The sequence below is a fragment of the Klebsiella sp. 141203 genome, assembly GCF_032601985.1.
Taxonomy (GTDB): Bacteria; Pseudomonadota; Gammaproteobacteria; order Enterobacterales; family Enterobacteriaceae; genus Klebsiella; species Klebsiella aerogenes.
Map to the genome: position 1 here is coordinate 881,827 of NZ_JAQIRL010000002.1, position 26,006 is coordinate 907,832.

General features: G+C 50.1%; 23 protein-coding genes, 1 pseudogene and 1 other annotated feature. Of the genes and pseudogenes, 16 read left to right on the top strand and 8 right to left on the bottom strand.

Translation table 11 applies throughout. The annotated features are described in order from the left end of the window. Nucleotides 1-164: 164 nt before the first annotated feature. The 4 genes from PGR29_RS11880 (at nucleotide 165) to PGR29_RS11900 (ending at nucleotide 5,425) form a co-directional block, all read left to right on the top strand. A complete protein-coding gene (locus PGR29_RS11880) occupies nucleotides 165-1,820 on the top strand; it encodes a hypothetical protein (RefSeq protein ID WP_316424569.1) in 1,656 nt (551 codons plus the stop codon). 66 nt (nucleotides 1,821-1,886) lie between these two features. After that, the gene (locus PGR29_RS11885; RefSeq protein ID WP_316424570.1) at nucleotides 1,887-3,377 is read left to right on the top strand and encodes a hypothetical protein; all 1,491 of its coding nucleotides are present in this window, start codon (nucleotides 1,887-1,889) and stop codon (nucleotides 3,375-3,377) included. A 189-nt stretch (nucleotides 3,378-3,566) separates the two neighbouring features. Continuing rightward, nucleotides 3,567-4,796, top strand: a complete 1,230-nt coding sequence (locus PGR29_RS11895) for a putative holin (RefSeq protein WP_410477029.1) — start codon at nucleotides 3,567-3,569, stop codon at nucleotides 4,794-4,796. Next, the gene (locus PGR29_RS11900; protein ID WP_316424571.1) at nucleotides 4,793-5,425 is read left to right on the top strand and encodes a hypothetical protein; all 633 of its coding nucleotides are present in this window, start codon (nucleotides 4,793-4,795) and stop codon (nucleotides 5,423-5,425) included. Before PGR29_RS11895 ends, PGR29_RS11900 begins: the two co-directional genes overlap by 4 nt. 153 nt (nucleotides 5,426-5,578) lie before the next feature. Here the strand turns inward: PGR29_RS11900 and PGR29_RS11905 are convergent, their stop codons facing one another. Further along, nucleotides 5,579-7,195 (bottom strand): hypothetical protein, encoded by a 1,617-nt coding sequence (locus PGR29_RS11905; protein ID WP_316424572.1) that lies wholly within the window; start codon nucleotides 7,193-7,195, stop codon nucleotides 5,579-5,581. A gap of 53 nt (nucleotides 7,196-7,248) precedes the next feature. After that, nucleotides 7,249-7,488: a DinI family protein gene (locus PGR29_RS11910; protein WP_316424573.1), complete on the bottom strand. Its 240-nt coding sequence runs from the start codon at nucleotides 7,486-7,488 to the stop codon at nucleotides 7,249-7,251. A gap of 126 nt (nucleotides 7,489-7,614) precedes the next feature. Here PGR29_RS11910 and PGR29_RS11915 point away from each other — a divergent pair. Continuing rightward, nucleotides 7,615-8,879, top strand: a pseudogene (locus PGR29_RS11915) (Y-family DNA polymerase). Nucleotides 8,880-9,009: 130 nt separating this feature from the next. Here the strand turns inward: PGR29_RS11915 and PGR29_RS11920 are convergent. Then, nucleotides 9,010-10,422: an MFS transporter gene (locus PGR29_RS11920; RefSeq protein WP_316424574.1), complete on the bottom strand. Its 1,413-nt coding sequence runs from the start codon at nucleotides 10,420-10,422 to the stop codon at nucleotides 9,010-9,012. 111 nt (nucleotides 10,423-10,533) lie between these two features. Here PGR29_RS11920 and PGR29_RS11925 point away from each other — a divergent pair, with 111 nt between their 5' ends. Beyond that, the gene (locus PGR29_RS11925; protein WP_410477030.1) at nucleotides 10,534-11,193 is read left to right on the top strand and encodes a helix-turn-helix transcriptional regulator; all 660 of its coding nucleotides are present in this window, start codon (nucleotides 10,534-10,536) and stop codon (nucleotides 11,191-11,193) included. Nucleotides 11,194-11,367: 174 nt separating this feature from the next. On the opposite strand, the gene PGR29_RS11930 is transcribed toward PGR29_RS11925, so the two are convergent. Next, complete coding sequence (locus PGR29_RS11930) at nucleotides 11,368-12,045, bottom strand: SOS response-associated peptidase (RefSeq protein WP_316424576.1); 678 nt, start codon at nucleotides 12,043-12,045, stop codon at nucleotides 11,368-11,370. Nucleotides 12,046-12,364: 319 nt separating this feature from the next. Between PGR29_RS11930 and thrS the strand changes: the two genes are divergently transcribed. The 8 genes from thrS (at nucleotide 12,365) to ihfA (ending at nucleotide 19,531) form a co-directional block, all read left to right on the top strand. Next, a complete protein-coding gene (gene thrS, locus PGR29_RS11935) occupies nucleotides 12,365-14,293 on the top strand; it encodes a threonine--tRNA ligase (RefSeq protein ID WP_045397528.1) in 1,929 nt (642 codons plus the stop codon). 3 nt (nucleotides 14,294-14,296) lie between these two features. Then, nucleotides 14,297-14,839 carry a translation initiation factor IF-3 gene (gene infC / locus PGR29_RS11940; RefSeq protein WP_004189469.1) on the top strand — a complete coding sequence of 181 codons (543 nt, stop codon included), beginning with the start codon at nucleotides 14,297-14,299 and terminating at the stop codon, nucleotides 14,837-14,839. A gap of 90 nt (nucleotides 14,840-14,929) precedes the next feature. Next, entirely contained in the window at nucleotides 14,930-15,127 is a 198-nt protein-coding gene (rpmI, locus tag PGR29_RS11945) for a 50S ribosomal protein L35 (RefSeq protein WP_001124225.1), read from the top strand. Nucleotides 15,128-15,177: 50 nt separating this feature from the next. Continuing rightward, nucleotides 15,178-15,534, top strand: a complete 357-nt coding sequence (gene rplT / locus PGR29_RS11950) for a 50S ribosomal protein L20 (RefSeq protein WP_004102963.1) — start codon at nucleotides 15,178-15,180, stop codon at nucleotides 15,532-15,534. A 118-nt stretch (nucleotides 15,535-15,652) separates the two neighbouring features. Beyond that, nucleotides 15,653-15,777: a sequence feature (Phe leader region), on the top strand. Next, entirely contained in the window at nucleotides 15,658-15,702 is a 45-nt protein-coding gene (gene pheM / locus PGR29_RS11955; protein ID WP_001386830.1) for a pheST operon leader peptide PheM, read from the top strand. (Overlaps the previous feature by 45 nt.) 63 nt (nucleotides 15,778-15,840) lie before the next feature. Then, nucleotides 15,841-16,824, top strand: coding sequence for a phenylalanine--tRNA ligase subunit alpha (pheS, locus tag PGR29_RS11960; RefSeq protein ID WP_015367044.1), 984 nt, complete (start codon nucleotides 15,841-15,843; stop codon nucleotides 16,822-16,824). Nucleotides 16,825-16,839: 15 nt separating this feature from the next. Further along, nucleotides 16,840-19,227, top strand: coding sequence for a phenylalanine--tRNA ligase subunit beta (pheT, locus tag PGR29_RS11965; RefSeq protein WP_113374159.1), 2,388 nt, complete (start codon nucleotides 16,840-16,842; stop codon nucleotides 19,225-19,227). A gap of 4 nt (nucleotides 19,228-19,231) precedes the next feature. After that, complete coding sequence (gene ihfA / locus PGR29_RS11970) at nucleotides 19,232-19,531, top strand: integration host factor subunit alpha (protein ID WP_015367042.1); 300 nt, start codon at nucleotides 19,232-19,234, stop codon at nucleotides 19,529-19,531. Nucleotides 19,532-19,588: 57 nt separating this feature from the next. Here the strand turns inward: ihfA and PGR29_RS11975 are convergent, their stop codons facing one another. From PGR29_RS11975 to PGR29_RS11985, 3 genes are read right to left on the bottom strand one after another with little or no spacing between them, the layout of a single operon-like run. Then, complete coding sequence (locus PGR29_RS11975) at nucleotides 19,589-19,942, bottom strand: RidA family protein (protein ID WP_316424577.1); 354 nt, start codon at nucleotides 19,940-19,942, stop codon at nucleotides 19,589-19,591. Beyond that, complete coding sequence (locus PGR29_RS11980) at nucleotides 19,939-21,204, bottom strand: D-amino acid dehydrogenase (RefSeq protein WP_337072016.1); 1,266 nt, start codon at nucleotides 21,202-21,204, stop codon at nucleotides 19,939-19,941. Before PGR29_RS11980 ends, PGR29_RS11975 begins: the two co-directional genes overlap by 4 nt. Nucleotides 21,205-21,242: 38 nt before the next feature. Then, on the bottom strand, nucleotides 21,243-22,157 hold the full coding sequence (locus tag PGR29_RS11985) for a LysR family transcriptional regulator (RefSeq protein ID WP_015705115.1): 915 nt from the start codon (nucleotides 22,155-22,157) through the stop codon (nucleotides 21,243-21,245). 277 nt (nucleotides 22,158-22,434) lie between these two features. On the opposite strand from PGR29_RS11985, the gene PGR29_RS11990 reads away from it, so the two are divergent. Together PGR29_RS11990 and btuC are read left to right on the top strand one after the other, a co-directional pair. Next, on the top strand, nucleotides 22,435-23,868 hold the full coding sequence (locus PGR29_RS11990) for a gluconate:proton symporter (RefSeq protein WP_113374157.1): 1,434 nt from the start codon (nucleotides 22,435-22,437) through the stop codon (nucleotides 23,866-23,868). A 127-nt stretch (nucleotides 23,869-23,995) separates the two neighbouring features. Further along, nucleotides 23,996-24,982: a vitamin B12 ABC transporter permease BtuC gene (btuC, locus tag PGR29_RS11995; RefSeq protein ID WP_316424579.1), complete on the top strand. Its 987-nt coding sequence runs from the start codon at nucleotides 23,996-23,998 to the stop codon at nucleotides 24,980-24,982. Between the two features lie 36 nt (nucleotides 24,983-25,018). On the opposite strand, the gene PGR29_RS12000 is transcribed toward btuC, so the two are convergent. Beyond that, nucleotides 25,019-25,819, bottom strand: coding sequence for a MetQ/NlpA family ABC transporter substrate-binding protein (locus PGR29_RS12000; protein WP_316424580.1), 801 nt, complete (start codon nucleotides 25,817-25,819; stop codon nucleotides 25,019-25,021). Nucleotides 25,820-26,006 lie beyond the last annotated feature (187 nt).

Sequence of the window (26,006 nt, forward strand, 5' to 3'; positions counted from 1 at the left end):
CGTGGTCACTCCACCCTACTAGTTTTGGAATAAGATTTAACTGGAAAAACACCCCAAAACTGCTTATATCAGAAAAGCCTGTAGTAAAATATATGATGATGTAATAGTGGCTAACGCGTAGTAAAAGTTTTATTCATATGATGAAATTTTTTATGTGGAGATGAATGATGCCAGAAATTACTAGTGGTAATGTTATTCCTACGCCAGGTGAAATAAAATCTGATAACTTAAACACTGGATTGCATAGCAATGATGGTACATTAAGTATGCAAGGTGCGTTTACTTCTATTGCAGCGGGTGACAATAATTATGTGTCTCCTTTGATGTTTGGTGGTATAGGGAATAGTCCGAATACAGATAATACAAAGGCGGTTTTAGCGGCAGTTGACGCGGCTGTTAATCTCGGGCTTAGGCTCGATTTAACAGGGGGGCCCTGGAGAATAATTGAAACTATAGATTTTACAAATGTAAAATCCATTATAACTGATTGGACTGGGCGTTTTTTACTTGATCCATCAAAATTCACATGTAAGCATTCCGCAAAATACGTAATTACATTTGGAAACCCTGATACTGTATTTTCAGATTCACGCTGTGTGAGTGCCTGTGTTATTGGGTTGTTTGCAGTGATAGCTGATGGGAGAGGGGTAGAATTAAATGGTGTCTTTATTAAAGGGCATTTGTTAACATTTGACTCCATCAGGATTACTAATTTCAATGGTTCGGGTTTATACGCCGGTGCAGTTTGGGATAGTACATTCGGGTCCATTTCTGTAGAGCTTTGTGGGAATGTTGCAAACTATGCTCTGTCTATTGCTCCTTTTGGTGATACCTCAAATTGCCTGCACATAGGGCGCATTCAGTGTGAGCAGGCTTATCATAAACAGATTTATCTAAACGTTATTCGTTCAGAGATTCATACTGTACATGCTGAGAGAATGTACATATTGACAACAGATGACGGCACAACTGGATTGCCTTCCGGGTTAAATTATGAGAATAGCTATTTTTTATTAAGTAACTCAGCTGTTTATCAGTGTATCATAGACGCAACATCATCTTCGGATATTGGTACGGTTACAGAAATACCATCCGTAAGGTTGAATCTTTATGCAAGTAAAATTGCTGCCTTTAGTTTGGTTAATTGTGTAGTGTCATCGATGTATGGTAATCATTCGACCGTGGATAACAGTATTTTTTATAAATATTATAATTTGGCATATCCATATAAATATACGTCATGCCGATTTGTAAGTTCATCCTCGGACGGATTGCTAACACTAGGCGTTGGTAGTGTAGATAATTGCGAAATAGATACTTTCCTCCCTGCCTATGGAACGACATCTGTTCTGTTGATGAAAAGCATTATTAATAATGATTATAATAATACCAGGACAGGGGTAAGTGGGGTGCTATTCGATTCTTGTACCTTCAAAAAGGATGTGATGCAGACTGGTTCTACAGAGGCAAATCAACCAACTAAGCTTCGAGATTGTCTTGTATTGGGAAAACTGTCAGGATTTTACCAACAGAGGTTGATTGTCGAAGGTGGGTACATTCAGAGTGTGAGTTTAGCTAGTCGCGCTTACGTAACCTTGGACGGAGTGAAAGGTGGGAGTTTTAGCTACTCTGGCGATAAGGCTTTTGTTTCCAGAAACTGTCGTTTCAGTGGTGTTTTAGCGTGGGCTGTTCCGACTTTTGGAAATTATCCGGCAGGTGAAAGAACACAGCTACTGGGTGCAATATCCCCCGGGGATTGTGTCGAGTATATTAACATTCAAGATAATGGTGCTGTATTCAAACCATTGCTCTATGTTTAAGGTTAATTCTTTATGAAAATTATATGTCTTAAATCAGTCGATTTTTAATTTTATGAGATAACAACCATGACATTGATAACCCCACAGCAGTTTGGTGCTAAAGCTGATTATAATTTTTCTACCAAGCAAGGAACAGACGATACTCAGGCTTTCATTGATGCTATTTCGGCGGCCATTGCTGCTGGATATCAGGAGGTCTATGTTCCAGCTGGAAACTACCTGGTTACAAAAGAAATTAACCTAGGTGGTATCAACAGCTCCGCAAGGGAAGGTATTAGGTTGCGTGGAGCTAACTGGAGTAAGAGTCAATTGGTGTTTAAAGCATCAAATATAGATGATGTATGCATATCATTACGGGGTGCACCAGGTTCACATACATCAAAAGCAGTGTCTAACATTAATATAACGGCCCACGACGATAGTAAAAATAAAGGCATTGGTTTACTTTTAAATAACGTATGCTTTGCGCATATAGATGAGTTTATATTATCAAATCTTTTTGTCGGCATTAGACTAAGTAACTCAGGGGGCGTGGGGGGATTTACAGAATTCAATTATTTCAAAAATGGGCGATTGTTAAAAAATAATGTGAATATTCAGTTTTATCGTAATGGTGGTGATCCAAGTTTTCATGGGAACAACTTTGATAACATTCAGAATCAGGTCATGCCAAAAGGTGGCGTAGGTATACAAGTCAACGGGGTTTCTGGAAGTTGTTATTTGTATAATCAATATTGGCAAATGCAGTTTTTTGGCGGTGAGGAATGTACTGCGATTGATTTGATTAACTGCAATACGGACTACATTGGTGGGAAGTTTACTGCTGAGTTACCTCTTGTGTTGAGAGCTGATGCTAATAGTCGGTGGGATTTTCACGGTAATTTTAATTCTATAAGCCCAGTGTCATTTGATTGCCCGGCGGAATCTACCACCACTGGAGGGCGCTTTGTTTTTGCAAATATTACATCTTTGCAAAATACACCGATGACTAATGCTGCAAATAGATTGCCTGATAACTCTAGGTTTTTCCCATTTACAACTAACTTTGCGGATAAAAATAATAATGGAATTTTTCCGTCAATATTTAACATAAAGGCTTCAAATATTGAATCTTTAGGGTTTGCCACATATAATTTATCAGGTAATGCATTTTTCTTTGGGGGGGTTGCTTATAATAAAGGATTGACAGATTTCTCTCCTACATTTTGGTTTGAACATGATGGAACTAGGCTTACAACAGTTTCTGCAAGCTATAATCTGAATTTAAGCTCTTCAAAATCATCGGATGGTGATGGGTTTGTATTTACAGTCTCTTCTTTTAGACCAAAGAAAGATGCGTCCGTAGATATCGGGAGTGAAACTACACAGTTCAGGGATGGATATTTTTCTGGTAGGGTGGTTGTTGCTAATGAACCTGTTTCTACAATTAGTTCTGGTACGGTTTCTACCAGCGATTCCGGAGTGATTGGCCAAATGAAGATATCTCCGGATGCTAGTGAGTTATACATTTGTGTATCAGAAAATAAGTGGAAAAAAGTTACGCTAACTGATATTTGACTACTTAATTAAATTTGTTGTTTCAGATTTGAAAATATCCTGGATTGTAACTCGCTCTACATTCATTCTATCGCAGAGTACCTACTTGCTACTTGTTTCGCGGAGAATACGCTTTAGGCCAAAATTTCCGTGGCCTTTTCTCTTTTCCCCTCAATTCTGAGAGGACTCACAGCAATAAGAGGGAGCTTAATGTCCGATCCTTTAACTGGTACCGGCCTGATTTTTGGCGGCGGTTTAATTGGTTCTGTCGTATTTGGCGTTATCACTCATAGCGATTTTGGTGTGGTGTTTGGAGCTTTTGGCGGCGCGGTGTTTTATGTGGCAACGACCGCAAACCTGACACGAGGAAGGCAAATAGCCTACTTCATGACGTCGTTTATTGTAGGTGTTCTGGCTGCCGGATTATTAGGTTCAAAATTTACTACCTGGACAGGCTATACAGACCGACCGCTAGACGCGCTCGGAGCGGTGGTGGCATCGGCTTTGATCCGCGTCCACTTACAGCCAGCCATTGAAGCAAAGCCCAGATTCATTACCTTCCTGGGTGGTCGTAACGATGTCATTCAGAAAGATAGTGCCGGGAACTTTAAATTCACCATTGCAACAGTCACCAGCAATATTCGGTACATCCTCACCCAATTTCGCAAGAATGGCATTATCCCAGTGGTGTGTAGCATGGCGGCGCAGAACAACAGCGATCCGGCGGTGAAAGACAGAGAAAACGCGATAAACGCTTTTACGCGCGCGTATGCAATAGAGCAGGGATTTCCGTTCGTTGATATGCGGTCAGTCACTGTTGATCCTGAAACCGACGGCTGGAAGGCGGGCTATAACGGCAAACTTCAGGATGGCTCACCTGATCCATCACACCCTGCGCCACTCGGTGCTTTTCATATGGGTAAAGCACTGGCGGAAGCGCTGGCACCTTTCATGATGCCGGTTTATCCGCAGATGGCCATCTCCAACCCGGTCACGTCAGGAGGACCGAATGCCATTATCAACCCACTCTTTCTCGATACCGTGAATGGTCTACCGTCAGGATGGGTTGTTGAAAGCGGAACCGTGTCATTAACCACTGATCCTGATGTCGTTGGTAACGTGCTGGTGGTGACAGGCGCCGGGAATACCAGCGCGCGCGTGTCACAGACTATCCCGGTTACGCCGGGTGAGCGCCGGAAATTCAGTTTCAGAGTGAAATTTGATGTGGATGAAAACGCAGCAACTGCCTGCTTCCTCGAAGCCAACGGAGCCAATATTGCCGGAATTCGCCCCTCGAACCAGTCGACGGAAGGATTCAGGACGTTCAGTTATGACGTGGTGATCCCGGCGGGGATGACCGAAATGAAATTGACCATTGTCGCGAATGGAGCCACTACCAGCGTGGGCCAGATGGGATTATTAAAACTGGAGGAAGTATGATTCTTGTATGTGATGGCGTGGTAAATGCCGACGATCTGGAACTGGCCGAACCTGAAATGATTCTTAACGAGAGCTCCAGTATTGCGACTTACGGTATGCAGGACCAGTATGATTCAAGCGGCAACGGGTATGATCTGGTTACTGGCAATGAGTTTACTGAGCTGGGGATGCGTACCGTCGCAGAAAGTGCGCACGGTGCTAATACGGGGATCATTGAATCCGATGAAATGACGTTTGCGCTGTGTATCAATATGAATCAGCCCACCGTGTCGGGCCGTCTGTTCTCCAACTTATTTCCCGGTATCGCCCCGTTTGGTGGTCTGCAGCTGCGAATTGAAGCCGCGCGCACGCTCATTTTACAGGTGGCTACGGGGAATAGTGTTGAGTCAACTGTTCAGGTGAGCCACGGTGGCGCAGTAGGTGGATGGACGCGCTTCACCGTAGCGGTATCAAATACAGAAGCGTCTATCACCCGCGCAAGTGGAGAAAAACGTTCTTCTGCAATCTCAGTGCGAAAGAAATCGACACTGCCACTGATACTGAATGGTGGTCAGAGCCCGGAACAGAATATGGGACTTCCTGGTTTAGGGAATCTTCGCTGTCTACAATCGCGTGTTGACCGATGCTGAGCAGACAGAAGTGCGTGACAAACTGAAAAGTATCATGGCAATGCGAGGGGGGGTTGTGAACTAAGCGTTTTTAGTGAGTTCTTGTATGTAAAAAAACCGGTATCCTTATGCAAAGGCTATCGGGCTGTTTTGTAAGATGATACGCACTAATTTCTAAAGCTCAGTGATTTTTGCATCAGCAACATACAGGTTACCTGATGACATATTGTTTAATGAGATTTTGACAATAAGTTCAGTCGCCCATTCAGGGGTGTAATTTCTGGCACTCTGTTGGGTAACCGGTATCCATTCAGATATAGTGGAAGAATCAATGATTCGTGTTGGCCCGACCTTTAAAACTCTTGATGCTATTGGAATTCCAATTTGGTTGTTATATATTGTTCTGCAATAATAAGCGCTAATGTTAATGTTTCCTGTGAGATTGACTCCCTGAATAAACATAGTATACATAGTTAGCATGTTTGCTGATATTGGGGCGTTTATTTGTATTTCCGAAGAAGTACCGACTCCAAGGGCTTTGCTTATTTTCAAGGATGCTGTGCCATTTGTTCTAAAGTTGGATGTATCCTTTGATAGTTTGGTGTTTTCACCTGATGTCCGACTGGTTAATGCTCCTGTATCAGATGAAATATACCAGTCTACAACCTCTGTTTGGGTTAATTCAGGGTCTGATATTAAATTGTGTGTATCCGATTTGAGAAGTGGGACCCGAGGGTTTCCGCCGCCAGAAATAATATCTATACCAGTGGTCTGGAATTTCCCTTTACCACTGTTTATATTAGTAAATCCTGTTGGTAGCACTATGTTCATCAATTCCATATTTGATAAACCAATTCCATTCGTATTATCGCCACATTTAAATATTGTGGTAACCTCATCTGGCAGTGGAGTAATATAGCCTCTTATCCCGCCTCCCATTAGTGAAATTTTCGCTGTTTCTGCACCAGAGGTTTCAAAAGGAATTCCATTCAATTTGTTCGAGTTGTTGTTGAATTCAATGTATGTTCCATATGTTTCAACACGGCCAGCGGTAACAACTATGATCCTCCCCATATAATCCAGTGATCCACCATACACTCGTATCGCACCATCAGCATTGTCATTGCGTATACCTGTGCCACTTGAAGTTGAAATGGTCGATGCGTGATATTCTATTGCTTCGCCGTAGTTTGAGTAACCAGATGGCATCCATATATGATTGGTACAGCGGGTAATACTCCTTCCCCAGTGTTTTATAATATATGCATTTTGACGGTATGAATCGCCAGTTCTGAATCCCATAGTACCAAGACTTCTGGTTGTGAAAGATGCTATGGCACGTGTGGGATTATGGTAAATTATTGCATCAACATTACTGGTAGCCCCTGGGCCAAGACAAAAAATATCACGTATTTTATCCGTGTAAATGTTTCCAATATTGTTAATACTGGATGCGCCGGAGTTATACAGACGTAGCCAGTAATTACCATCAACATCAGGAATGCTTGTGGCATCGATTGTACAAACACCACCCTCACCAACCAAAGAGACCCACGCAAGGTCAATATCAGTTTGGGGGGCAATCCATGGCTCGAATGCTTTTGAAAGACGAATCTCAGTTGCTTTTTTAATGTTTGTATTGACGTAATTTACAGCAGCTACCAATTCATCACGAGACTTTACCCGAATGTATCCTTCGCGAAGGAAATCGCCGAGGAAAACCTCAGCTCCTGTAATGTCGTCGTAGATGATCGAGTCAGCATTTAAATTGTCTGAAATACCTTCATTCATTATCTAACCCTCAGATTTTAATAAATATTGCATTAGGTGCGGTTTGCATAGGATCACTCCTCAACTAACCACATGTCAGATTCTTCAAACATCTCTTCAAGCATGCGATTCAGTCGCTCTTTCTCCGTTTTTGTGCAGTCACTGTTTAACGCGTTTGTCTGCATTGGCTTAACCTTCACCTCTGCATCAGGGAAAACTCGATGTACTCGCTTAGTCAGTTCAGCCAGTATGATTTGTTGAGCGCCCGGCAACCCCTGGACATTGCGCTTGTCATAAACGAGCTCCACAAACATCTTTAATACCTCTTTACTGGGTTCGAATACAGTAATTATACTGTACAAATAAACAGTATCAAGGGGAGTTCATAATGGGATTTATATCATCAGTAAAGCTGGCTTTGATGACTGTCCGGTGATGTGATGTTTGCTCTAGTTGATGTGAACAGCTTCTATGCGAGCTGCGAAACCATTTTCAGGCCGGATCTGCGAGGTAAGCCGGTTGTTGTATTGTCCAATAACGATGGGTGCGTGATAGCGCGTTCTGCTCAAGCCAAGAAGCTTGGCATCAAGATGGGGACCCGTACTTCAAATGCAAAGACCAGTTCCGCCGGCATGGCGTGGTTTGCTTCAGTTCGAACTATGAACTCTACGCGGATATGAGCAACCGGGTCATGACGATACTTGAGGAAATGTGCCCCAGAGTTGAAATCTACAGCATCGACGTGACCTTTTGCGATCTCACTGGTATACGTAATTGCCGTGTGCTGGAAGAGTTCGGGCATGAGCTGAAAGATACCGTTTACCGCAATACCAGGCTCCCGGTCAGGGTAGGGATCGCACAAACAAAGACGCTGGCAAAACTCGCCAATCCTGCGGCGAAAACATGGAAAGCTACTGGCGGAGTTGTCGACCTGTCGAATGTGGAAAGACAGCGCAAACTGATGGCGTTGCTTCCGGTGGATGAGGTTTGGGGTGTTGGCCGCCGTATCAGCAAAAAGCTTGAGGCTATGGTGATAAAAACCGTCCTGCAGCTAGCTGATACGGATATCCGCTTTATCCGCAAACACTTCAACGTGGTGCTTGAGAGAACTGTCCGGGAGCTTCGCGGCGAGCCGTGTCTTGAACTGGAAGAGTTTGCGTCAGTGAAACAGGAAATTGTCTGCAGCCGGTCGTTCGGGGAGCGCATTACCACCTATGAACAAATGCGCCAGGCTATCTGTTCATATGCGGCCAGAGGCGCAGAGAAACTTCGTGGTGAGCATCAGTATTGTCGTTATAACTCCGCCTTTGTGAAGACATCTCCCTTCGCGCTGAAGGAAAAATACTACGGCAACAGCGGGTCCATTAAGTTACTGACGCCCACGCAAGATAGTAGGGATATCATCAATGCCGCGGTGAAGTGCCTGGATGCGATATGGGTCGACGGGCACAGGTATCAGAAGGCGGGGATCATGCTCGGTGATTTCTATAGCCAGGATGTCGCGCAGTTGAACCTGTTCGACGAGAATGCGCCAAGGCAGAACAGTGAGAAACTGATGGAAGTTCTCGACCAACTCAACGCAAAGGACGGTAGGGGAACTCTGTATTTTGCTGGACAGGGGATCCAGGCCACCTGGCAGATGAAAAGGGAAATGCTATCCCCGCGCTATACTACGAGGTTCTGTGACCTGCTCAAAGTTAGATGATTCGGCTATTAACGGGAGTGGTCATGCTACTACAGTCCGCTTAGAGCGAGGAGTGGACGAAACACCTGACAATGTCAGATAAGTGCAGCTCTGTTAGTTTACAGGGCTGCACGCCAATTTAGCTGAAGCCTTATTTATTGAGTCCAGATATAACCTTTTTTGCACTCAGCAGAGAGAGCAACGGGGCAACAGCCATCGCTGCAAACAGCAGCCATGCAGCAGATGATGCGCCTTCCTGCCCTCCGGGCATTGACAATCCACCTGCATTCGCCAGCATACCAGCGACAGTTGAACCAAGCGCAGTGGCAAACAGCTGGACGGTGGTAATTGACGTAGCCGCCGCATCCTGTTCGTCAGCGGGTGCAAACTGGAGGATACGCGTCAGTAAATGCGGCCAGCCCAGCCCGATCCCAAACCCTACCAACGTCAGGCCCAGGCCAATTAAGAAGAGTACTATCCAGTCTCCTCCGGTAGAACGGGGGGTACTGAGAGCCAGTACCATCATGCCTGCTAACACCAATACCGGGCCAGCAGCGATTGCGCGTTTAATGTTCCGCCCTTGCCAGCCGGAACTCCAGATTTCCGAAACCGTCCAGCCTGCGGCCATCAGAGCTGCCAGGTATCCAGAGATCAACGGCGTCTGCCCATGCAGGATTTGTAAGAAATAGGGAATAAAAGTTTCGCTCGTCATGCCAATGATCAGCAGCCCCATCGTGATGTAGAGCGCCAGCAAAGGCGAATTCAACCGCAGCGCATCACGCGGCAACAGGCGAATTTCACTGGTAAATTCCCGACGTATCAGTAACAGAATCAGCACAACCGCAACGCTGATTCCCGCCACATTGATCGCTACATCAGGTGACATGCCTCCTGTGCTTACAGCCATGACTGCAGCGACCAGCAGCAGTAGCTGCATCAGCGGGGGCTTGCTTACAGGAAGGTCGGCTTCACGCTTGTGCGCGGGAAAGACGAGCCAGACCAGCAGCATATAGAGCAGCGTGACAGGCACCAGTATGCCAAACGCAGCGCGCCAGGCATTCATCTCCGCAAATATTCCGCCTGCTGCAGGACCCAGCAGCGTCGCGACGCCCCACATACCAGAGATAAGTGCCATCGCGCGAGGCCAGAGCTTTTCGTCAAAAAGTGCATAAATCATGGCATAGCAGAGCGCAAACAAAAAACCACCGCCGAGGCCCTGTAGCGCCCGACCGGCCAGCATAACAGGCATAGTCTGCGCCAGCGCGCAGACTATGCTGCCTGCGATAAATAACATAACCGCGACCAAATAGGCTTTGCGCGCTCCCATCAGGGCCAGCAGCCGTGAAGTCAGTGCGGAACCTAGGATGGAGGCCACTACAAAAAGCGTCGTATTCCATGAATAGAGTTCAAGACCACCTATTTCATTAACCACAGAGGGAAGTACAGTGGTCGCGATGTAAATATTGATCGCATGTAGCGCTACTCCTCCTGAAAGCGCAATAGAGAAAAACAGGTTTCTACCACCCAGTAAATCATTCCAGCTTCCTTCCTGTACTGACGACATATAAGCCTCCCGGCATGTGTTGCGTCAAATGTCCTGTTGCTGGTTGCAATAGGATCCGTTACATTAATAAAACAAGATATCACTTGGATTATTGAGAGGGGGTGAATTAATTTGTCAAGCAATCGCTTGTTAAATAGCGCTGAGAAGGCATCTGCGACGCCCGAGCGCCTCCTTTATCTGCTTAAAACGCGTGGGCCACAGCAGTCTGTGGAAGCGGGGGAAACACTAGGCATGACAGCCGAGGCAGCGCGCCAGCAGCTTGCTAAACTTGCTTCGGCAGGTCTGGTGGAAACCTACTCTCAGAGCAAAGGGGTTGGCCGCCCCAGTCAGTTCTGGACACTGACTCAGGCGGGGCATAACCGCTTTCCGGATACGCACTCCACATTGACAATCCAGCTACTGGACACAGTGCGTCACGCCTTTGGCGAGGAGGCGATTGACCGTCTGATTGATCTGCGCGAGCAGACCAGCAGGGAGAATTATCTACGGGAACTGGGGGAGGCGGCCAGCCTCAGAGAACGGGTTGCGCGTCTGGCATTAATACGTTCGCAGGAAGGTTATATGGCGGACTATGAAGAGCTGGCGGATGGAACCTTGCTTTTTATCGAAAATCACTGCCCAATCTGTGCTGCCGCTGCAGCCTGTCAGGGGTTTTGTCGTGCTGAATTAACATTGTTCAGAGAAGTACTTGGCGCAAAAGTAGAGCGGACAGAGCATATTTTAAATGGGGCTAGACGCTGCGCTTATACTATTAGCGGGCATGCTGATTAAACCTTCAGACTGACTGAGCGCGGTTGATAAGGTACTGAAAAATGAAATCCGGTTATCCCTTTCATAAATTGAGCATCGCTTGTGGCAGGGTAGTCTGATTTTTCAGCTACCTGATAATTAAGGTAATCTGGCATAGGTAACGTCCGCTTAAGGCACATTGCGGACGTTATCAATTTATGGGAACTCAATAGCCTTGATTAATTCTGACCCCTGGTTTTTCACGTTACCAATGGCACGTGAAACAGGGTGCCAAGTAAAATGGTCAGCTGACATGGAACCATCGGCAGCTATTTCTTCGGCCTCTTTCCCTCCTATATCCTGTCTCATCCATTCCCTGGCTGCTTCTGGTGACAGTACCACTGGGCGGCGGTCGTGAATATCTACCAGTCCTTTATCTGCTGCTGCAGTGACAATCAGAAAACCTTCGGCTTCATCTCCACGTTCAAACGGTGTACTCCCGATTGCCGCCATGAATATAGGCTGGTCATCGGCACGATGGATGAAGTAGGGCTGCTTCTTGTCGCCTTCCTTCTTCCATTCGAACCAACCATCAGCAAAGCAGATCGCCCGGCCATGTTGCCAGAGAGGTTTAAACATTCTGCTGGTGGCCGCCGTTTCGACGCGTGCGTTAATCAGAGGTGGTTTATCCCTCCATCCTGGCGCATAACCCCAGAAGACAGGATCGATATGCAATTGTTCGTCGCGTTCGCTCAGAAGCAAAACTTTGGTACTGGGCGCGACGTTGTATCGACCAATCGGCTCCGGGTCATATGCGATGTCACGATCGGCTTCATCGGCAAGATAGGAAAGATAATCTTCACGGGTCATTGACTGGGAAAAGCGTCCGCACATATCAACCTCCAGTGGTCAGACTGAAAGTATAGAAGAGGGAAGAGGGGTTGAAATGAGGTAATAAGGACTCATATATAAAGTCCACAATGAAAGTGTGCAGTTAATGCCGTTACCGCGCTTTTACAATTTATCAAGGGCGTGTACTATTGAGGCTCGTTATCAGCAGGCGAAGGTAGGTACATTTGGGAAGTTGTACATCCTGATGTACACAGTTTGCAGAGTGAAGCAAATAAAGCCATCTAACCTGATGATATAGTTAATTTATTTAGTTTTGTATGTGCTCTTTCGTGTGGGGCACCACTGCAAATAAGGACATAAAATGCCTGTAATTACGCTTCCTGATGGCAGCCAACGCCATTTCGACCACGCAGTTAGCCCGATGGATGTTGCTCTGGATATCGGTCCAGGCCTGGCGAAAGCCACCATCGCCGGACGTGTTAACGGTGAGCTGGTTGATGCCTGCGACCCGATCGAAAATGATTCCACGCTTTCTATTATCACCGCAAAAGATGAAGACGGTCTGGAGATCATTCGTCACTCCTGTGCGCACCTGTTAGGTCATGCGATCAAGCAGCTGTGGCCGAACACTAAAATGGCCATTGGCCCGGTTGTCGACAACGGTTTTTACTATGATGTCGATCTGGACCACACCCTGACTCAGGAAGACATCGACGCGCTCGAAAAACGTATGCACGAGCTCGCCGAGAAAAACTATGATGTCATCAAGAAGAAAGTCAGCTGGCACGAAGCGCGTGAAACCTTCGTGAAGCGCGGCGAAACCTATAAAGTTTCCATTCTTGACGAAAACATCGGCCATGATGACAAGCCAGGCTTGTATCATCACGAAGAATATATCGATATGTGCCGTGGCCCGCACGTGCCGAATATGCGTTTCTGCCATCACTTCAAACTGATGAAAACCGCTGGCGCGTACTGGCGTGGCGACAGCAACAATAAAATGTTGCAGCGTATCTACGGTACCGCGTGGGCAGATAAAAAAGCGCTGAACGCCTACCTGCAGCGTCTGGAAGAAGCCGCTAAGCGTGACCACCGTAAAATCGGGAAACAGCTAGACCTGTATCATATGCAGGAAGAAGCGCCGGGTATGGTGTTCTGGCACAATGACGGCTGGACCATCTTCCGTGAACTGGAAACTTTCGTTCGCTCGAAGCTGAAAGAGTATCAGTATCAGGAAGTCAAAGGCCCGTTCATGATGGACCGTGTGCTGTGGGAAAAAACCGGCCACTGGGACAACTACAAAGATGCGATGTTCACCACCTCTTCTGAGAACCGTGAATACTGCATTAAGCCGATGAACTGCCCGGGTCACGTGCAGATCTTCAACCAGGGGTTGAAATCTTACCGCGATCTGCCGCTGCGTATGGCTGAATTCGGTAGCTGCCACCGTAATGAGCCGTCGGGTGCGCTGCATGGTCTGATGCGCGTTCGCGGCTTTACTCAGGATGATGCGCATATCTTCTGTACTGAAGATCAGGTTCGCGATGAAGTGAACGCCTGTATTCGTATGGTTTATGATATGTACAGCACCTTTGGCTTCGAGAAAATCGTCGTCAAGCTGTCTACTCGCCCGGAAAAACGTATCGGTAGCGATGAGACCTGGGATCGCGCGGAAGCGGATCTGGCGGTGGCGCTGGAAGAAAACAACATCCCATTTGAATATCAACTGGGCGAAGGGGCGTTCTACGGCCCGAAAATTGAATTTACCCTGTATGACTGCCTCGATCGTGCATGGCAGTGCGGTACTGTACAGCTGGACTTCTCCCTGCCGCAGCGTTTAAGCGCCTCTTATGTTGGCGAAAACAACGAGCGTCAGGTACCGGTAATGATTCACCGCGCGATTCTCGGCTCGCTGGAGCGCTTCATCGGCATCCTGACCGAAGAGTTCGCTGGCTTCTTCCCAACCTGGCTTGCGCCAGTGCAGGTAGTGGTCATGAATATTACTGATTCTCAGTCTGAATACGTTAACGAATTGACGCGTAAACTACAAAATGCGGGCATTCGCGTAAAAGCGGACTTGAGAAATGAGAAGATTGGCTTTAAAATCCGCGAGCACACTTTACGTCGTGTCCCGTATATGTTGGTCTGTGGCGACAAAGAAGTCGAAGCCGGCAAAGTGGCCGTGCGTACCCGTCGCGGTAAAGACCTCGGCAGCATGGACGTAAATGAAGTGATCGAGAAGCTGCAACAAGAGATTCGCAGCCGCAGTCTTCAACAACTGGAGGAATAAGGTATTAAAGGCGGAAAACGAGTTCAAACGGCACGTCCGAATCGTATTAATGGCGAGATTCGCGCCCAGGAAGTTCGCTTAACTGGTCTGGAAGGTGAGCAGCTGGGTATTGTGAGTCTGAGAGAAGCTATCGAAAAGGCTGAAGAGGCTGGAGTAGATTTAGTTGAAATCAGCCCTAACGCCGAACCGCCAGTTTGTCGTATCATGGACTACGGCAAGTTCCTTTATGAAAAGAGTAAGTCTTCTAAGGAACAGAAGAAGAAGCAGAAAGTTATCCAGGTTAAGGAAATTAAATTCCGCCCTGGTACTGATGAAGGTGACTATCAGGTAAAACTCCGCAGCCTGATTCGCTTTCTCGAAGATGGCGATAAGGCCAAGATCACGCTGCGTTTCCGCGGTCGTGAGATGGCCCACCAGCAGATCGGTATGGAAGTGCTTAATCGCGTGAAAGACGATCTGGTTGAACTGGCAGTAGTCGAATCCTTCCCAACGAAGATCGAAGGCCGCCAGATGATCATGGTGCTCGCTCCGAAGAAGAAACAGTAAGGCCATCAAGTAACATTCCGGTGGGCTTCGGCTCACTGGCTTGTTCGCCTTTGTTTCGTTTATTAACAATGCGAAGTGGAAGTTATTAAAATGCCAAAAATTAAGACCGTACGCGGTGCTGCAAAGCGCTTCAAAAAAACCGGTAAAGGTGGTTTTAAGCACAAGCACGCTAACCTGCGTCACATTCTGACCAAAAAAGCTACCAAGCGTAAACGTCACCTGCGTCCGAAAGCCATGGTTTCCAAAGGCGATCTGGGCCTGGTAATCGCGTGCCTGCCGTACGCATAAGTCGTTAACCCTTTTAACTTTTTAATTAGAATAGATACAGGAGAGCACATATGGCTCGCGTAAAACGTGGTGTAGTTGCCCGTGCACGTCACAAGAAAATTTTGAAACAAGCTAAAGGTTACTACGGTGCGCGTTCTCGCGTATACCGCGTTGCCTTCCAGGCTGTTATCAAAGCTGGTCAGTACGCTTATCGTGACCGTCGTCAGAAAAAGCGTCAGTTCCGCCAACTGTGGATTGCGCGTATCAACGCAGCAGCACGTCAGAACGGTATTTCTTACAGCAAATTCATCAACGGCCTGAAAAAAGCCTCTGTTGAAATCGACCGTAAGATCCTGGCTGACATCGCCGTATTCGACAAATTAGCGTTCACCGCTCTGGTCGAAAAAGCGAAAGCAGCTCTGGCATAAGCCAGTTGAAAGAGGGAGCTTGTCTCCCTCTTTTCGTTTCAACACTATCAATACATTGACTTTTATCCGTGCAGGCTTTTCAATACAGGTCTGACATTTCTTACCAGACAAGGTAATGCAAGCATGAATGCTGCTATTTTCCGCTTCTTTTTTTACTTTAGCACCTGAACTCAGGAGGCTAGCGCGTGAAAGAAGAAACGGAAAACAGCGCCAGAAAGCCTCCCCTGTGGAGGCTTTTTTCGTATATAGATTCGGGATATTTATTTCACTAAAACCGGTGTCTGCACCGACATAATGAGGAAAACCATGTCACATCTCGCAGAGCTGGTTGCCAGTGCCAAGGCAGCCATTAACGAGGCATCAGATGTTGCCGCGCTGGACAACGTCCGCGTTGAATATCTGGGTAAAAAAGGGCATCTGACCCTGCAAATGACCACCCTGCGTGAGTTGCCGCCGGAAGAGCGTCCAGCAGCGGGTGCGGTCATTAACGAAGCGAAAGAGCAGGTGCAGCAGGCGCTGAACGCGCGTAAGGCTGAACTGGAAGGCGCCGCGCTCAATGCCCGTCTGGCCGCAGAGACCATCGACGTCTCGCTGCCGGGTCGCCGCATCGAAAACGGCGGTTTACATCCGGTTACCCGCACCATCGATCGTATCGAAAACTTCTTCGGCGAACTCGGCTTCACCGTGGCGACAGGCCCGGAAATCGAAGATGATTATCATAACTTCGATGCGCTGAACATTCCGGGTCACCATCCGGCGCGCGCTGACCACGATACCTTCTGGTTCGATGCGACCCGTCTGCTGCGTACTCAGACCTCTGGCGTGCAGATCCGCACCATGGAAAACCAGCAGCCGCCAATTCGTATTATCGCGCCGGGCCGCGTCTATCGTAACGATTACGATCAGACCCACACCCCGATGTTCCATCAGATGGAAGGTCTGATTGTCGATAAGAACATCAGCTTCACCAATCTGAAGGGTACCCTGCACGATTTCCTGAATAACTTCTTCGAAGAAGATCTGCAGGTACGATTCCGTCCGTCCTACTTCCCGTTCACCGAACCGTCTGCAGAAGTTGACGTTATGGGTAAAAACGGTAAATGGCTGGAAGTACTGGGCTGCGGCATGGTGCACCCGAACGTTCTGCGTAACGTCGGCATCGATCCGGAAGTTTACTCCGGCTTCGCCTTCGGCATGGGCATGGAGCGTCTGACCATGCTGCGTTATGGCGTGACCGATTTGCGCGCATTCTTCGAAAACGATCTGCGTTTCCTCAAACAGTTTAAATAAGGGCAGGACAGAACAATGAAATTCAGTGAACTGTGGTTACGCGAATGGGTTAACCCGGCGATCGACAGCGACGCGCTGTCCGATCAGATTACCATGGCGGGCCTGGAAGTTGATGGCGTTGAGCCGGTGGCCGGTAGCTTCAACGGCGTGGTCGTCGGTGAAGTGGTCGAGTGCGGCCAGCATCCGAATGCTGACAAACTGCGCGTGACCAAAATCAATGTCGGCGGCGAGCGTCTGCTGGACATCGTCTGCGGTGCGCCGAACTGCCGTCAGGGCCTGAAGGTGGCCGTCGCGACCATTGGCGCCGTACTGCCGGGTGATTTTAAAATTAAAGCGGCGAAACTGCGCGGCGAACCGTCAGAAGGAATGCTGTGCTCTTTCTCCGAGCTGGGTATTTCCGACGACCATAGCGGTATCATCGAGCTGCCGGCCGATGCGCCGATCGGTACCGATATTCGCGAATACCTCAAGCTTGACGATAACACCATTGAAATCAGCGTCACGCCAAACCGCGCCGACTGCCTGGGTATCATCGGCGTGGCGCGCGATGTCGCTGTGCTGAACAAAGCGCCGCTGAACGCGCCGGAAATCACTCCAGTTGCCGCGACTATTGACGACGTGCTGCCGATTCAGGTTGACGCGCCGCAGGCGTGCCCGCGCTATCTGGGCCGGGTGGTGAAAGGCATCAACGTCAAAGCGCCCACTCCGCTGTGGATGAAAGAGAAGCTGCGTCGCTGCGGTATCCGTTCCATCGATGCGGTGGTTGACGTGACCAACTACGTGCTGCTCGAGCTCGGCCAGCCGATGCACGCCTTTGACCGCGACCGCATTGAAGGTGGTATCGTGGTGCGGATGGCAAAAGAGGGCGAAACGCTGGTACTGCTGGACGGCTCTGAAGCTAAGCTCGATAGCGATACGCTGGTCATTGCTGACCACAAGAAAGCGCTGGCGATGGGCGGTATCTTCGGCGGCGAACATTCCGGCGTTAATGATGAAACCCAGAACGTGCTGTTGGAATGTGCGTTCTTCAGCCCGCTGTCTATCACCGGTCGCGCGCGCCGTCATGGCCTGCACACCGATGCATCCCACCGCTACGAACGTGGCGTCGATCCGGCCCTGCAATATAAAGCGCTGGAGCGTGCGACCCGTCTGCTGATCGACCTGTGCGGCGGGGAAGCCGGCCCAATTATCGATGTGACCAACGAAGAGACGCTGCCAAAACGCGCCACTATCACCCTGCGCCGTAGCAAGCTGGATCGCCTGATTGGCCATCATATTGATGACGCTCAGGTGAGCGACATTCTGCAACGTCTGGGTTGCGAAGTGACCATTGGTCAGGACGAGTGGCAGGCCGTGGCTCCAAGCTGGCGTTTCGATATGGAGATCGAAGAAGATCTGGTTGAAGAAGTGGCCCGCGTCTACGGCTACAACAACATTCCTGACGAGCCGGTACAGGCAGGTCTCATCATGGGAACCCACCGTGAAGCGGACCTGTCGCTGAAGCGCGTGAAAACGCTGCTTAACGACAAAGGTTATCAGGAAGTGATTACCTACAGCTTCGTTGACCCGAAAGTACAGCAGCTAATCCACGCCGGTGAAGAGGCGCTGATTCTGCCAAGCCCTATCTCTAGCGAAATGTCGGCGATGCGTCTGTCGCTGTGGACCGGTCTGTTGGGCACCGTCGTCTACAACCAGAACCGTCAACAGAGCCGCGTGCGCATCTTTGAGAGCGGTCTGCGCTTCGTGCCGGATACGCAGGCGCCGCTGGGTATTCGTCAGGATGTGATGCTGGCCGGGGTGATTAGCGGTAACCGTTACGAAGAGCACTGGAACCTGGCAAAAGAAACCGTCGATTTCTATGATTTAAAAGGCGATCTGGAATCTGTTCTTGATCTGACCGGTAAATTAGCCGATATCGAATTCCGTGCAGAAGCGGCTACCGCACTGCATCCGGGACAATCCGCGGCGATTTATCTGAAAGGTGAACGCATTGGTTTCATTGGGGTTGTTCATCCGGAACTGGAACGTAAACTGGATCTTAACGGCCGCACTCTGGTGTTCGAAATCGAGTGGAACAAGCTTGCAGACCGCGTGGTGCCTCAGGCGCGCGAAATTTCTCGCTTCCCGGCGAACCGTCGCGATATCGCGGTACTGGTCGCGGAAAACGTCCCTGCAGCCGATGTTTTGGCCGAATGTAAGAAAGTTGGCGTAAATCAGGTAGTTGGCGTAAACTTATTTGACGTGTACCGTGGTAAGGGTGTGGCGGAAGGCTTTAAGAGCCTTGCGATTAGCCTGATCCTTCAGGATACCAGCCGTACACTCGAAGAAGAGGAGATTGCCGCTACCGTTGCCAAATGTGTAGAGGCATTAAGAGAGCGATTCCAGGCATCATTGAGGGATTGAACCTATGGCGCTTACAAAAGCTGAAATGTCAGAATATCTGTTTGATAAGCTTGGGCTTAGCAAGCGGGATGCCAAAGAACTGGTAGAGTTGTTTTTCGAAGAGATCCGTCGTGCTCTGGAAAACGGAGAACAGGTAAAACTCTCCGGGTTTGGCAACTTCGATTTGCGTGATAAGAACCAACGCCCGGGACGTAACCCGAAAACGGGGGAAGATATTCCCATTACAGCCCGGCGTGTGGTGACCTTCAGACCCGGACAGAAGTTAAAAAGCCGTGTCGAAAACGCTTCACCCAGAGAGAAATAATCTGGACTGACTAATTAAAAAGGCCGCTATGCGGCCTTTTTTCTTACCTGTTTTATCTTACGCTTTTACGGCGGTGACCATGATTTCCACCAGTATGTCGGGCCGCGCCATCTCGGCCTGAACGGTTGCCCGCGCCGGGCTATGACCTTCCGGCATCCACGCTACCCAGACCTCATTGAACGCGGCAAAATCGCGTGAGATATCTTTAAGCCAGATCTGTGCGGAAAGGATGTGCTGCTTGTCGCTACCGGCGGTAGCCAGCAGGGCGTCGATCTTCTCCAGAACTTCACGGGTTTGCAGCGCAATATCATCAGTACTGCTTTTCGGCGTTTGTCCGGAGAGAAACACCAGGTTGCCGTACTCGACGCTGGCGGAAAGTCGGGGTTGCGGATTATTACGAATAATTGTCATGCGGATTGTTTCCATGTCAGACCATCTAAAGAAATTGCCGGCGCTTCGCCATCGAGGAGCGCTCCCAGTACCACGGCGCTGCCGGCCGCGAGGGTAAAACCGAGGCTACCCTGGCCGAGATTCATCCACAGATTCTGGTATCCGGCACGCCCTAGCATCGGTGGGCCCGCGGGCGTCGACGGACGCATACCGGTCCAGGCTTCAGCCTCATCCAGTCCCTGCAGTTCGGGAAAGCTGCTAGCGACGATTTTCTTCAGCGCCTGAACGCGGCTATCACGTAGTTCATCGCCGTCGTAACCGATATCCACCATCGCCGCGATGCGTAACCGATCGCCCAAGCGGGCGTAAACGATTTTGTGTCCGTAGTCGGTCACGCTGATATCCGGCGCGATCCCGGATTGCTTAGGGTAGGGAAGGGTCAGGCTGTATCCCTTCAGCGCGCACAGCGGCACGCGCACGCCCAGATGACCCAGCAGCGGGCCGCTGCCGTTGCCGGCGGCGACGACATAATCATCGCCGGTTATCGTACCGCAGCTGGTCTCAAGTGAACTAATGCGCCCGTCGCGCTTATTGAGCCGCAGCACCTCGCAGTGGGTGAGCAGGCTGAAGTTGCTGCTGGCATTGAGTTTGTCGAGCAGCGCGAGACAGAATTTATGGCAGTCTGCCGTTTCATCTCCTGGCGAATAAATCCCGCCCTGTAGCGAATGGCTGATGTGTTTCAGCGCCGGTTCAAGCTGCAGGCAGGCTTCGGCGCTCAGCGCATGCTGGTATTGGGGGTTAATCCCTTTTGCCGCTTTATGAAAATCATATTCCCGGCGATGGATGATGAGTTTGCCGCTACGCCGCCAGTGAAAATCAGCAAGATTATCTTCATCAAGCCACGACTGCATGACCTGACGGCTGAGCAGTGATAAACGCAAAATATGATCACCGTTAATTCTGTTGCTTTGGCTATTGCAGGCGCGCAGAAACTGCAACAGCCAGCGCCACTGCTGGAAAGACATTTGCAGGCGCATATTCAGCGGTGAATCGGCTTTGCCCATCCATTTAATTCCCTGCAGGGGAACGCCGCGGTCGGCAAGCGGCGCCACGTAGCGGTAGCTTAATTGCCCGCCGTTGGCGAAACTGGTGGCGCTGCCCGGCTCGGCGTTGCGCTCCAGTAGCTGCACCTGGTGTCCGCTCTTAATTAATACCCAGGCGGTGGCCAGCCCCACCACGCCGCCGCCGATAATCACAATGCTTTTTTTCATAACCTGATATATCCACCGCTGATAAATATCTTGCGGTTATGTCAAAGCATTTACCCCAGCGGCGCAATTGACTTTTTATGGTCAGGGTATAACTGCAGGTTAATTTCTTTGAGCTGTTGGCGCAGCTGTTTACACAGAAAATCGACAAATTTCTGCGTAATTGGGCTGAGTGAAACATCGGCGCGACGCAGCAGGCAAAGGTTGATTTTCATCGGCGGCGTAATCGGGTGAATCATCTCCGGCGACAAATTATGCCGCGCCGAGAAGATATCGGTGATACTGCAGCCGATGCCGCGCTTCACGAACTCGGTGGCCATGTAGTAGGTCTGCACATTAAGCCGGGTAGTGGAAAAATCACGGCGGGTGGCGATGGCGGCAGAGAGCGAATGCGGCCCCGGCGAGATCCAGCGCTGCTGATCGATCTCTTTGATGTCTACCGCGCCTTGTCGGTAATCGCGGTCGATATAGACCAGCGGCACTTCGGCAATCAGGGTGGTGATGATCTCCCCCTGTTGGACCGGCTGCAGCGTCAGCGCTAAATCTATTTCGCGCAGATCCAATTTTTTGACCAACGTCTCAGTATGCTCGGTGGTTAAGGTCATCACCAGATTACTGTTTTGCTGATAAAAATCGGTCACCAGCTCCGGCACCAGGCTTAATCCGAGGCTTGGTAAACAGCCTAAGGTGATTTTGGCGCGCGGATCGCGGGCCAGATTATCCGCCAGCAGGCGCAGGTTATCGAGATCCTGATAAATGCTCTGCGCTTTTTCAAAAAGTGTGAGCGCTTCGCTACTTGGCAGCAGCTTGCCCCGTACCCGCTGAAACAGCTTAAAACCGAGCTTAAGCTCGGCGTTTTTTAACGCTTTACTGGCGGCTGGCTGGGAGATATTCAGCGATTCCGCCGCACGTGAAAGAGAGCCGCAAGTCATCACGGCGTAGAAGATTTCCAGATGGCGCAGTTTCATGAACAGTTAACTCAGGGTTATAGCTTGCCGATAAAAAGTCATTTTCTACTAACACTAAATTAACATAAATTTAATCGCCAATCAGCGCTCCGGTTACATATTGTGCTGCTGGTACCGTCTTCAGACGGACTTTTACGTTCTCAGAACCATTCCCTTTGTTCCCTACAAACCCTCAGGCCATCGAGCCAATAATGATAACGAGGGGGGATATTTTCTGAGCAGGCCCGAATACGCCAACCTGCAAGTGCGGTCGGTTTTAATGGCTTTAAGGAGTTATATGAGTGACTCAACGCTCGCTGGCAATACCCTCGCCAGACGAAATATCACAAGAAAAAACGTTATTATTGGCCTGTTATTGGTGATTTTTGTGTTGACCGCGTGGTGGTGCCATGGCCGGCCGAGTAATGAACTCGGCCTGCTGGGTTTTACACCATTAGTGGCGTTAGCGGTGCTGTCGCTGGTCGGCGTCGACATTGTTCTGGCGGTGATTTCTTCGATTATCATCGCCATGATTATGACCTCCACCGGATTGCCGGAAATGGGCACCATGCTGGCGAAATCCACCGGTTCATTTATCGCCACCGTCGGGCTGATTATTATGCTCGGCGCCGGGGTGGGCGAAGTCGCCACCCGTACCGGCGCCGCAGTTGAGTTGGTGAAATTTGTCGTTCACCGCATCGGCCTGTCCAGCCAGACCCGAGTGAAGTTTGGCATTGTGGTGTCCTCGATTTTAATCTGCGGCTCGCTGGGGACGATGGCCGGTGGTAACGCGATTATTGTCGCGGTAATCATCCCGGTAGCGGCAGCGGTACGCCTTACTCCGCCAACGGTAGCCGCGCTGATGATGACCGCCGGCTCCGTGGGATTGTTTACCGGGCCGTTTACCCCTAGCACCGTGACTATCCTGAGCCTCGGTGGATTAAGCTATCCGGATTATCTGCTGTACGTGGGGCTGCCGATGAGCGCGGTGACGTTGCTGGCCGGCTGGGTGATGGCGGGACGGATCCAGAAGATGACCGAAGGCAAACTACGCTATGAAGTCGATCTCACGGAGAAGCCAACAGAAGCACTGAGCGCCGCGCAGCTGCGTCGGCGTAAGCTCAGCGCGCTGGCCTTCGCGGCAACGATTATTGTGATGGCGGTCATTGGCGTGGTGATTAAAGCCGGATTCAGCTTTGCGATTATCGTGATGCTGCTGGTGGCCCTGATTACCGGGCTGGTGGGCGGCCTGCGCCCGACGCAGATCCTGCAGGCGCTGTACCACGGTTGTGGCCGTCTGGTGTGGATGTTTATCCTCTACTGGCTGTATAACCCGATCCTGGAGCTGATGGATGGTCTTCATGCCTACCAAGGGCTGCTCGACTATACCCAGCCGCTGCTGGAAGGCATTTCGCCTGCCTGGTTGTGCTTTTGCATCTTCGCTTTCAATATTATTGGCCACGTACCGGGGGCGGCGGTGGCGCAGATGACCTTCACCCACAAAATATTCGGCCCGATGCTGATGGCCGCTGGCGTACCGCCGCAGGGAACGACTGCGGTGCTGCTGGCCTCTTCGCAGGTCGACTGGTTTGGCCCATTCCCCTCTTCGGATATGTTTGGTCAGATGGGGCTGGCGCAATCTACCCATCTGAAATATATGCTTTATAACGGCTGGGCGATTGTGGTGGCGAATATCATTCTCTTCGCGCTACTGTTCCAGGTATTGGTGTAAATTCCATTCCCACGCTGGCGTCTCGAGGAGCGCCGGCGCCAGCGTGGTGATAACTCAGAGTTTTTCCTTTTCTCCCCGCCATCGCCACCGTAAAATCAATCACCTCGCTCACTTGTCTCCGGGACTTATGCAGACCTTCGCCGATATTCAACAGCGCCATAACCGTCGTTGGCTAACCGCCTTAACGCTGATCCTACTTGTCACATTGACAATTAGCCTGTGCGCCGGTGACCAACGGATCGCGCCGCAGGAGTGGTTTAGCGCTAAAGGCGAGCTGTTTATCTGGCAAATCCGTCTGCCGCGCACGCTGGCGGTGCTGTTAGTGGGGGCGGCGCTGGCGCTTTCCGGGGCGATCATGCAGGCGCTATTTGAAAACCCGCTGGCGGAACCGGGACTGCTGGGCGTCTCTAACGGCGCGGGCGTTGGGCTGATTGCCGCCGTGCTGTTAGGTCACGGCGTGTTACCCATGTGGGCGCTGGGGCTGTGCGCCATCGCCGGCGCGCTGCTGATTACCTTTATTCTGCTCCGTTTCGCCCGACGTCACCTGTCCACCAGCCGTCTGCTGCTGGCAGGGGTGGCGCTCGGCATTATTTGTAGCGCCTTGATGACCTGGGCGGTCTATTTCTCAACGTCTTTTGATCTGCGCCAGCTGATGTACTGGATGATGGGCGGTTTTGGCGGCGTCGACTGGCAGCAGCTGTGGCTGATGCTGGCGCTGCTACCGGTGCTGCTGTGGGTATGCTGGCAGTCGCAGCCGCTGAACTTACTGGCGTTGGGCGAAGTCTCGGCGCGTCAGCTCGGCCTGCCGCTGTGGCTATGGCGAAAACTACTGGTGGTGGCCACCGGCTGGCTGGTCGGCGTCAGCGTGGCGCTGGCGGGAGCGATTGGCTTTATTGGTCTGGTGATCCCGCATATTTTGCGCCTGTGCGGCCTGAGCGATCATCGGGTGCTGCTTCCCGCCTGCCTGTTAGCTGGCGCCAGCGCGCTGCTCGGCGCCGATATCATTGCCCGTCTGGCGTTATCGGCGGCGGAATTACCGATCGGCGTGGTGACGGCGACGCTGGGGGCGCCGGTATTCATCTGGTTGCTGCTGCGTTCGGGACGGCGGGGGTAGGGAGACGCCGTCGTAATGGACGGCGTCGGGTGACGATTACCAGCCTTTGATGGCATCGCCTTTATAGACTTCCTGCGCTTTATCGGCGACTTCCTTGGTCTGGAAGGCCTCTTTCAGCTCCTGGATTTTCTTGCTGTCTTTATTGTCTTCGCGAGAGACAATCGCATTGACATAAGGTGAATCCGGGCCTTCCATAAACAGGCCATCGCGGGCCGCAGATAAACCGACCTGCGCCGAGAAATTTGTGTTGATGATGGCCAGCGTTACGTTCGGATCGTCGAGCGTACGGGTCAGCTGCGGAGTATCGACTTCAACAATCTTCAGGTGTTTCGGGTTATCAATGATATCCAGCGTAGTGGGCAGATAGCCTACGCCATCTTTCAACTTGATTAATCCTTGCGCCTGTAACAGCAGCAGGCTGCGGCCAAGCGTGGTGGTTTCGTTAGAGATAGAGACGGTCGCGCCGTCAGGCAGTTCGCTGATATTTTTGATTTTGCGCGAATAGGCGGCAATCGGGAAGACGAACGTTTTACCGACGATGGCGAATTTATAGCCGCGCTCTTTCGACTGCGCTTCGAGATAGGGCAGCGTCTGGAAGGCGTTGGCGTCGACATCTTTATTATTTAACGCTTCATTCGGCAGGACGTAATCATTGAAAGAGATAACCTCAACGTCGAGGTTATATTTGTCTTTTGCTACCTGCTCCACGACTTTCCAGATAGCTTCATCCGGGCCGGTATTGATCGCGACTTTAACCTTATCGTTATTGTCCTGAGAGCAGGCGGATAACAGCGCCACCGATGTGGCGATTAATACCGAGCTTAATAACTTCTTCATCTATAAAAACTCTCATAAATTAACAAGTAACGAAACACTATTACATCTGTTTCACACTGTACACTGATTTGTCCATTGCTGATATTGAGAGGAATTCATGTTGCCGGTGGCAAACGCAGCGGTGTTACATCAAGCGACATTTACCCACGAATCAAAGTAGAATCAGCCGCGTTGAATCCGCTACAGT

Coding starts and splice junctions, on each gene's coding strand:
- rplT (WP_004102963.1), top strand. CDS start 15,178: ATGGCTCGCGTAAAACGTGGTGTAGTTGCCCGTGCACGTCACAAGAAA.
- PGR29_RS11885 (WP_316424570.1), top strand. CDS start 1,887: ATGACATTGATAACCCCACAGCAGTTTGGTGCTAAAGCTGATTATAAT.
- PGR29_RS11920 (WP_316424574.1), bottom strand. CDS start 10,422: ATGTCGTCAGTACAGGAAGGAAGCTGGAATGATTTACTGGGTGGTAGA.
- PGR29_RS11895 (WP_410477029.1), top strand. CDS start 3,567: ATGTCCGATCCTTTAACTGGTACCGGCCTGATTTTTGGCGGCGGTTTA.
- thrS (WP_045397528.1), top strand. CDS start 12,365: ATGCCTGTAATTACGCTTCCTGATGGCAGCCAACGCCATTTCGACCAC.
- btuC (WP_316424579.1), top strand. CDS start 23,996: ATGCAGACCTTCGCCGATATTCAACAGCGCCATAACCGTCGTTGGCTA.
- PGR29_RS11910 (WP_316424573.1), bottom strand. CDS start 7,488: ATGTTTGTGGAGCTCGTTTATGACAAGCGCAATGTCCAGGGGTTGCCG.
- rpmI (WP_001124225.1), top strand. CDS start 14,930: ATGCCAAAAATTAAGACCGTACGCGGTGCTGCAAAGCGCTTCAAAAAA.
- PGR29_RS12000 (WP_316424580.1), bottom strand. CDS start 25,819: ATGAAGAAGTTATTAAGCTCGGTATTAATCGCCACATCGGTGGCGCTG.
- ihfA (WP_015367042.1), top strand. CDS start 19,232: ATGGCGCTTACAAAAGCTGAAATGTCAGAATATCTGTTTGATAAGCTT.
- PGR29_RS11900 (WP_316424571.1), top strand. CDS start 4,793: ATGATTCTTGTATGTGATGGCGTGGTAAATGCCGACGATCTGGAACTG.
- PGR29_RS11880 (WP_316424569.1), top strand. CDS start 165: ATGATGCCAGAAATTACTAGTGGTAATGTTATTCCTACGCCAGGTGAA.
- PGR29_RS11985 (WP_015705115.1), bottom strand. CDS start 22,157: ATGAAACTGCGCCATCTGGAAATCTTCTACGCCGTGATGACTTGCGGC.
- pheT (WP_113374159.1), top strand. CDS start 16,840: ATGAAATTCAGTGAACTGTGGTTACGCGAATGGGTTAACCCGGCGATC.
- PGR29_RS11905 (WP_316424572.1), bottom strand. CDS start 7,195: ATGAATGAAGGTATTTCAGACAATTTAAATGCTGACTCGATCATCTAC.
- PGR29_RS11990 (WP_113374157.1), top strand. CDS start 22,435: ATGAGTGACTCAACGCTCGCTGGCAATACCCTCGCCAGACGAAATATC.
- pheS (WP_015367044.1), top strand. CDS start 15,841: ATGTCACATCTCGCAGAGCTGGTTGCCAGTGCCAAGGCAGCCATTAAC.
- PGR29_RS11930 (WP_316424576.1), bottom strand. CDS start 12,045: ATGTGCGGACGCTTTTCCCAGTCAATGACCCGTGAAGATTATCTTTCC.
- PGR29_RS11975 (WP_316424577.1), bottom strand. CDS start 19,942: ATGACAATTATTCGTAATAATCCGCAACCCCGACTTTCCGCCAGCGTC.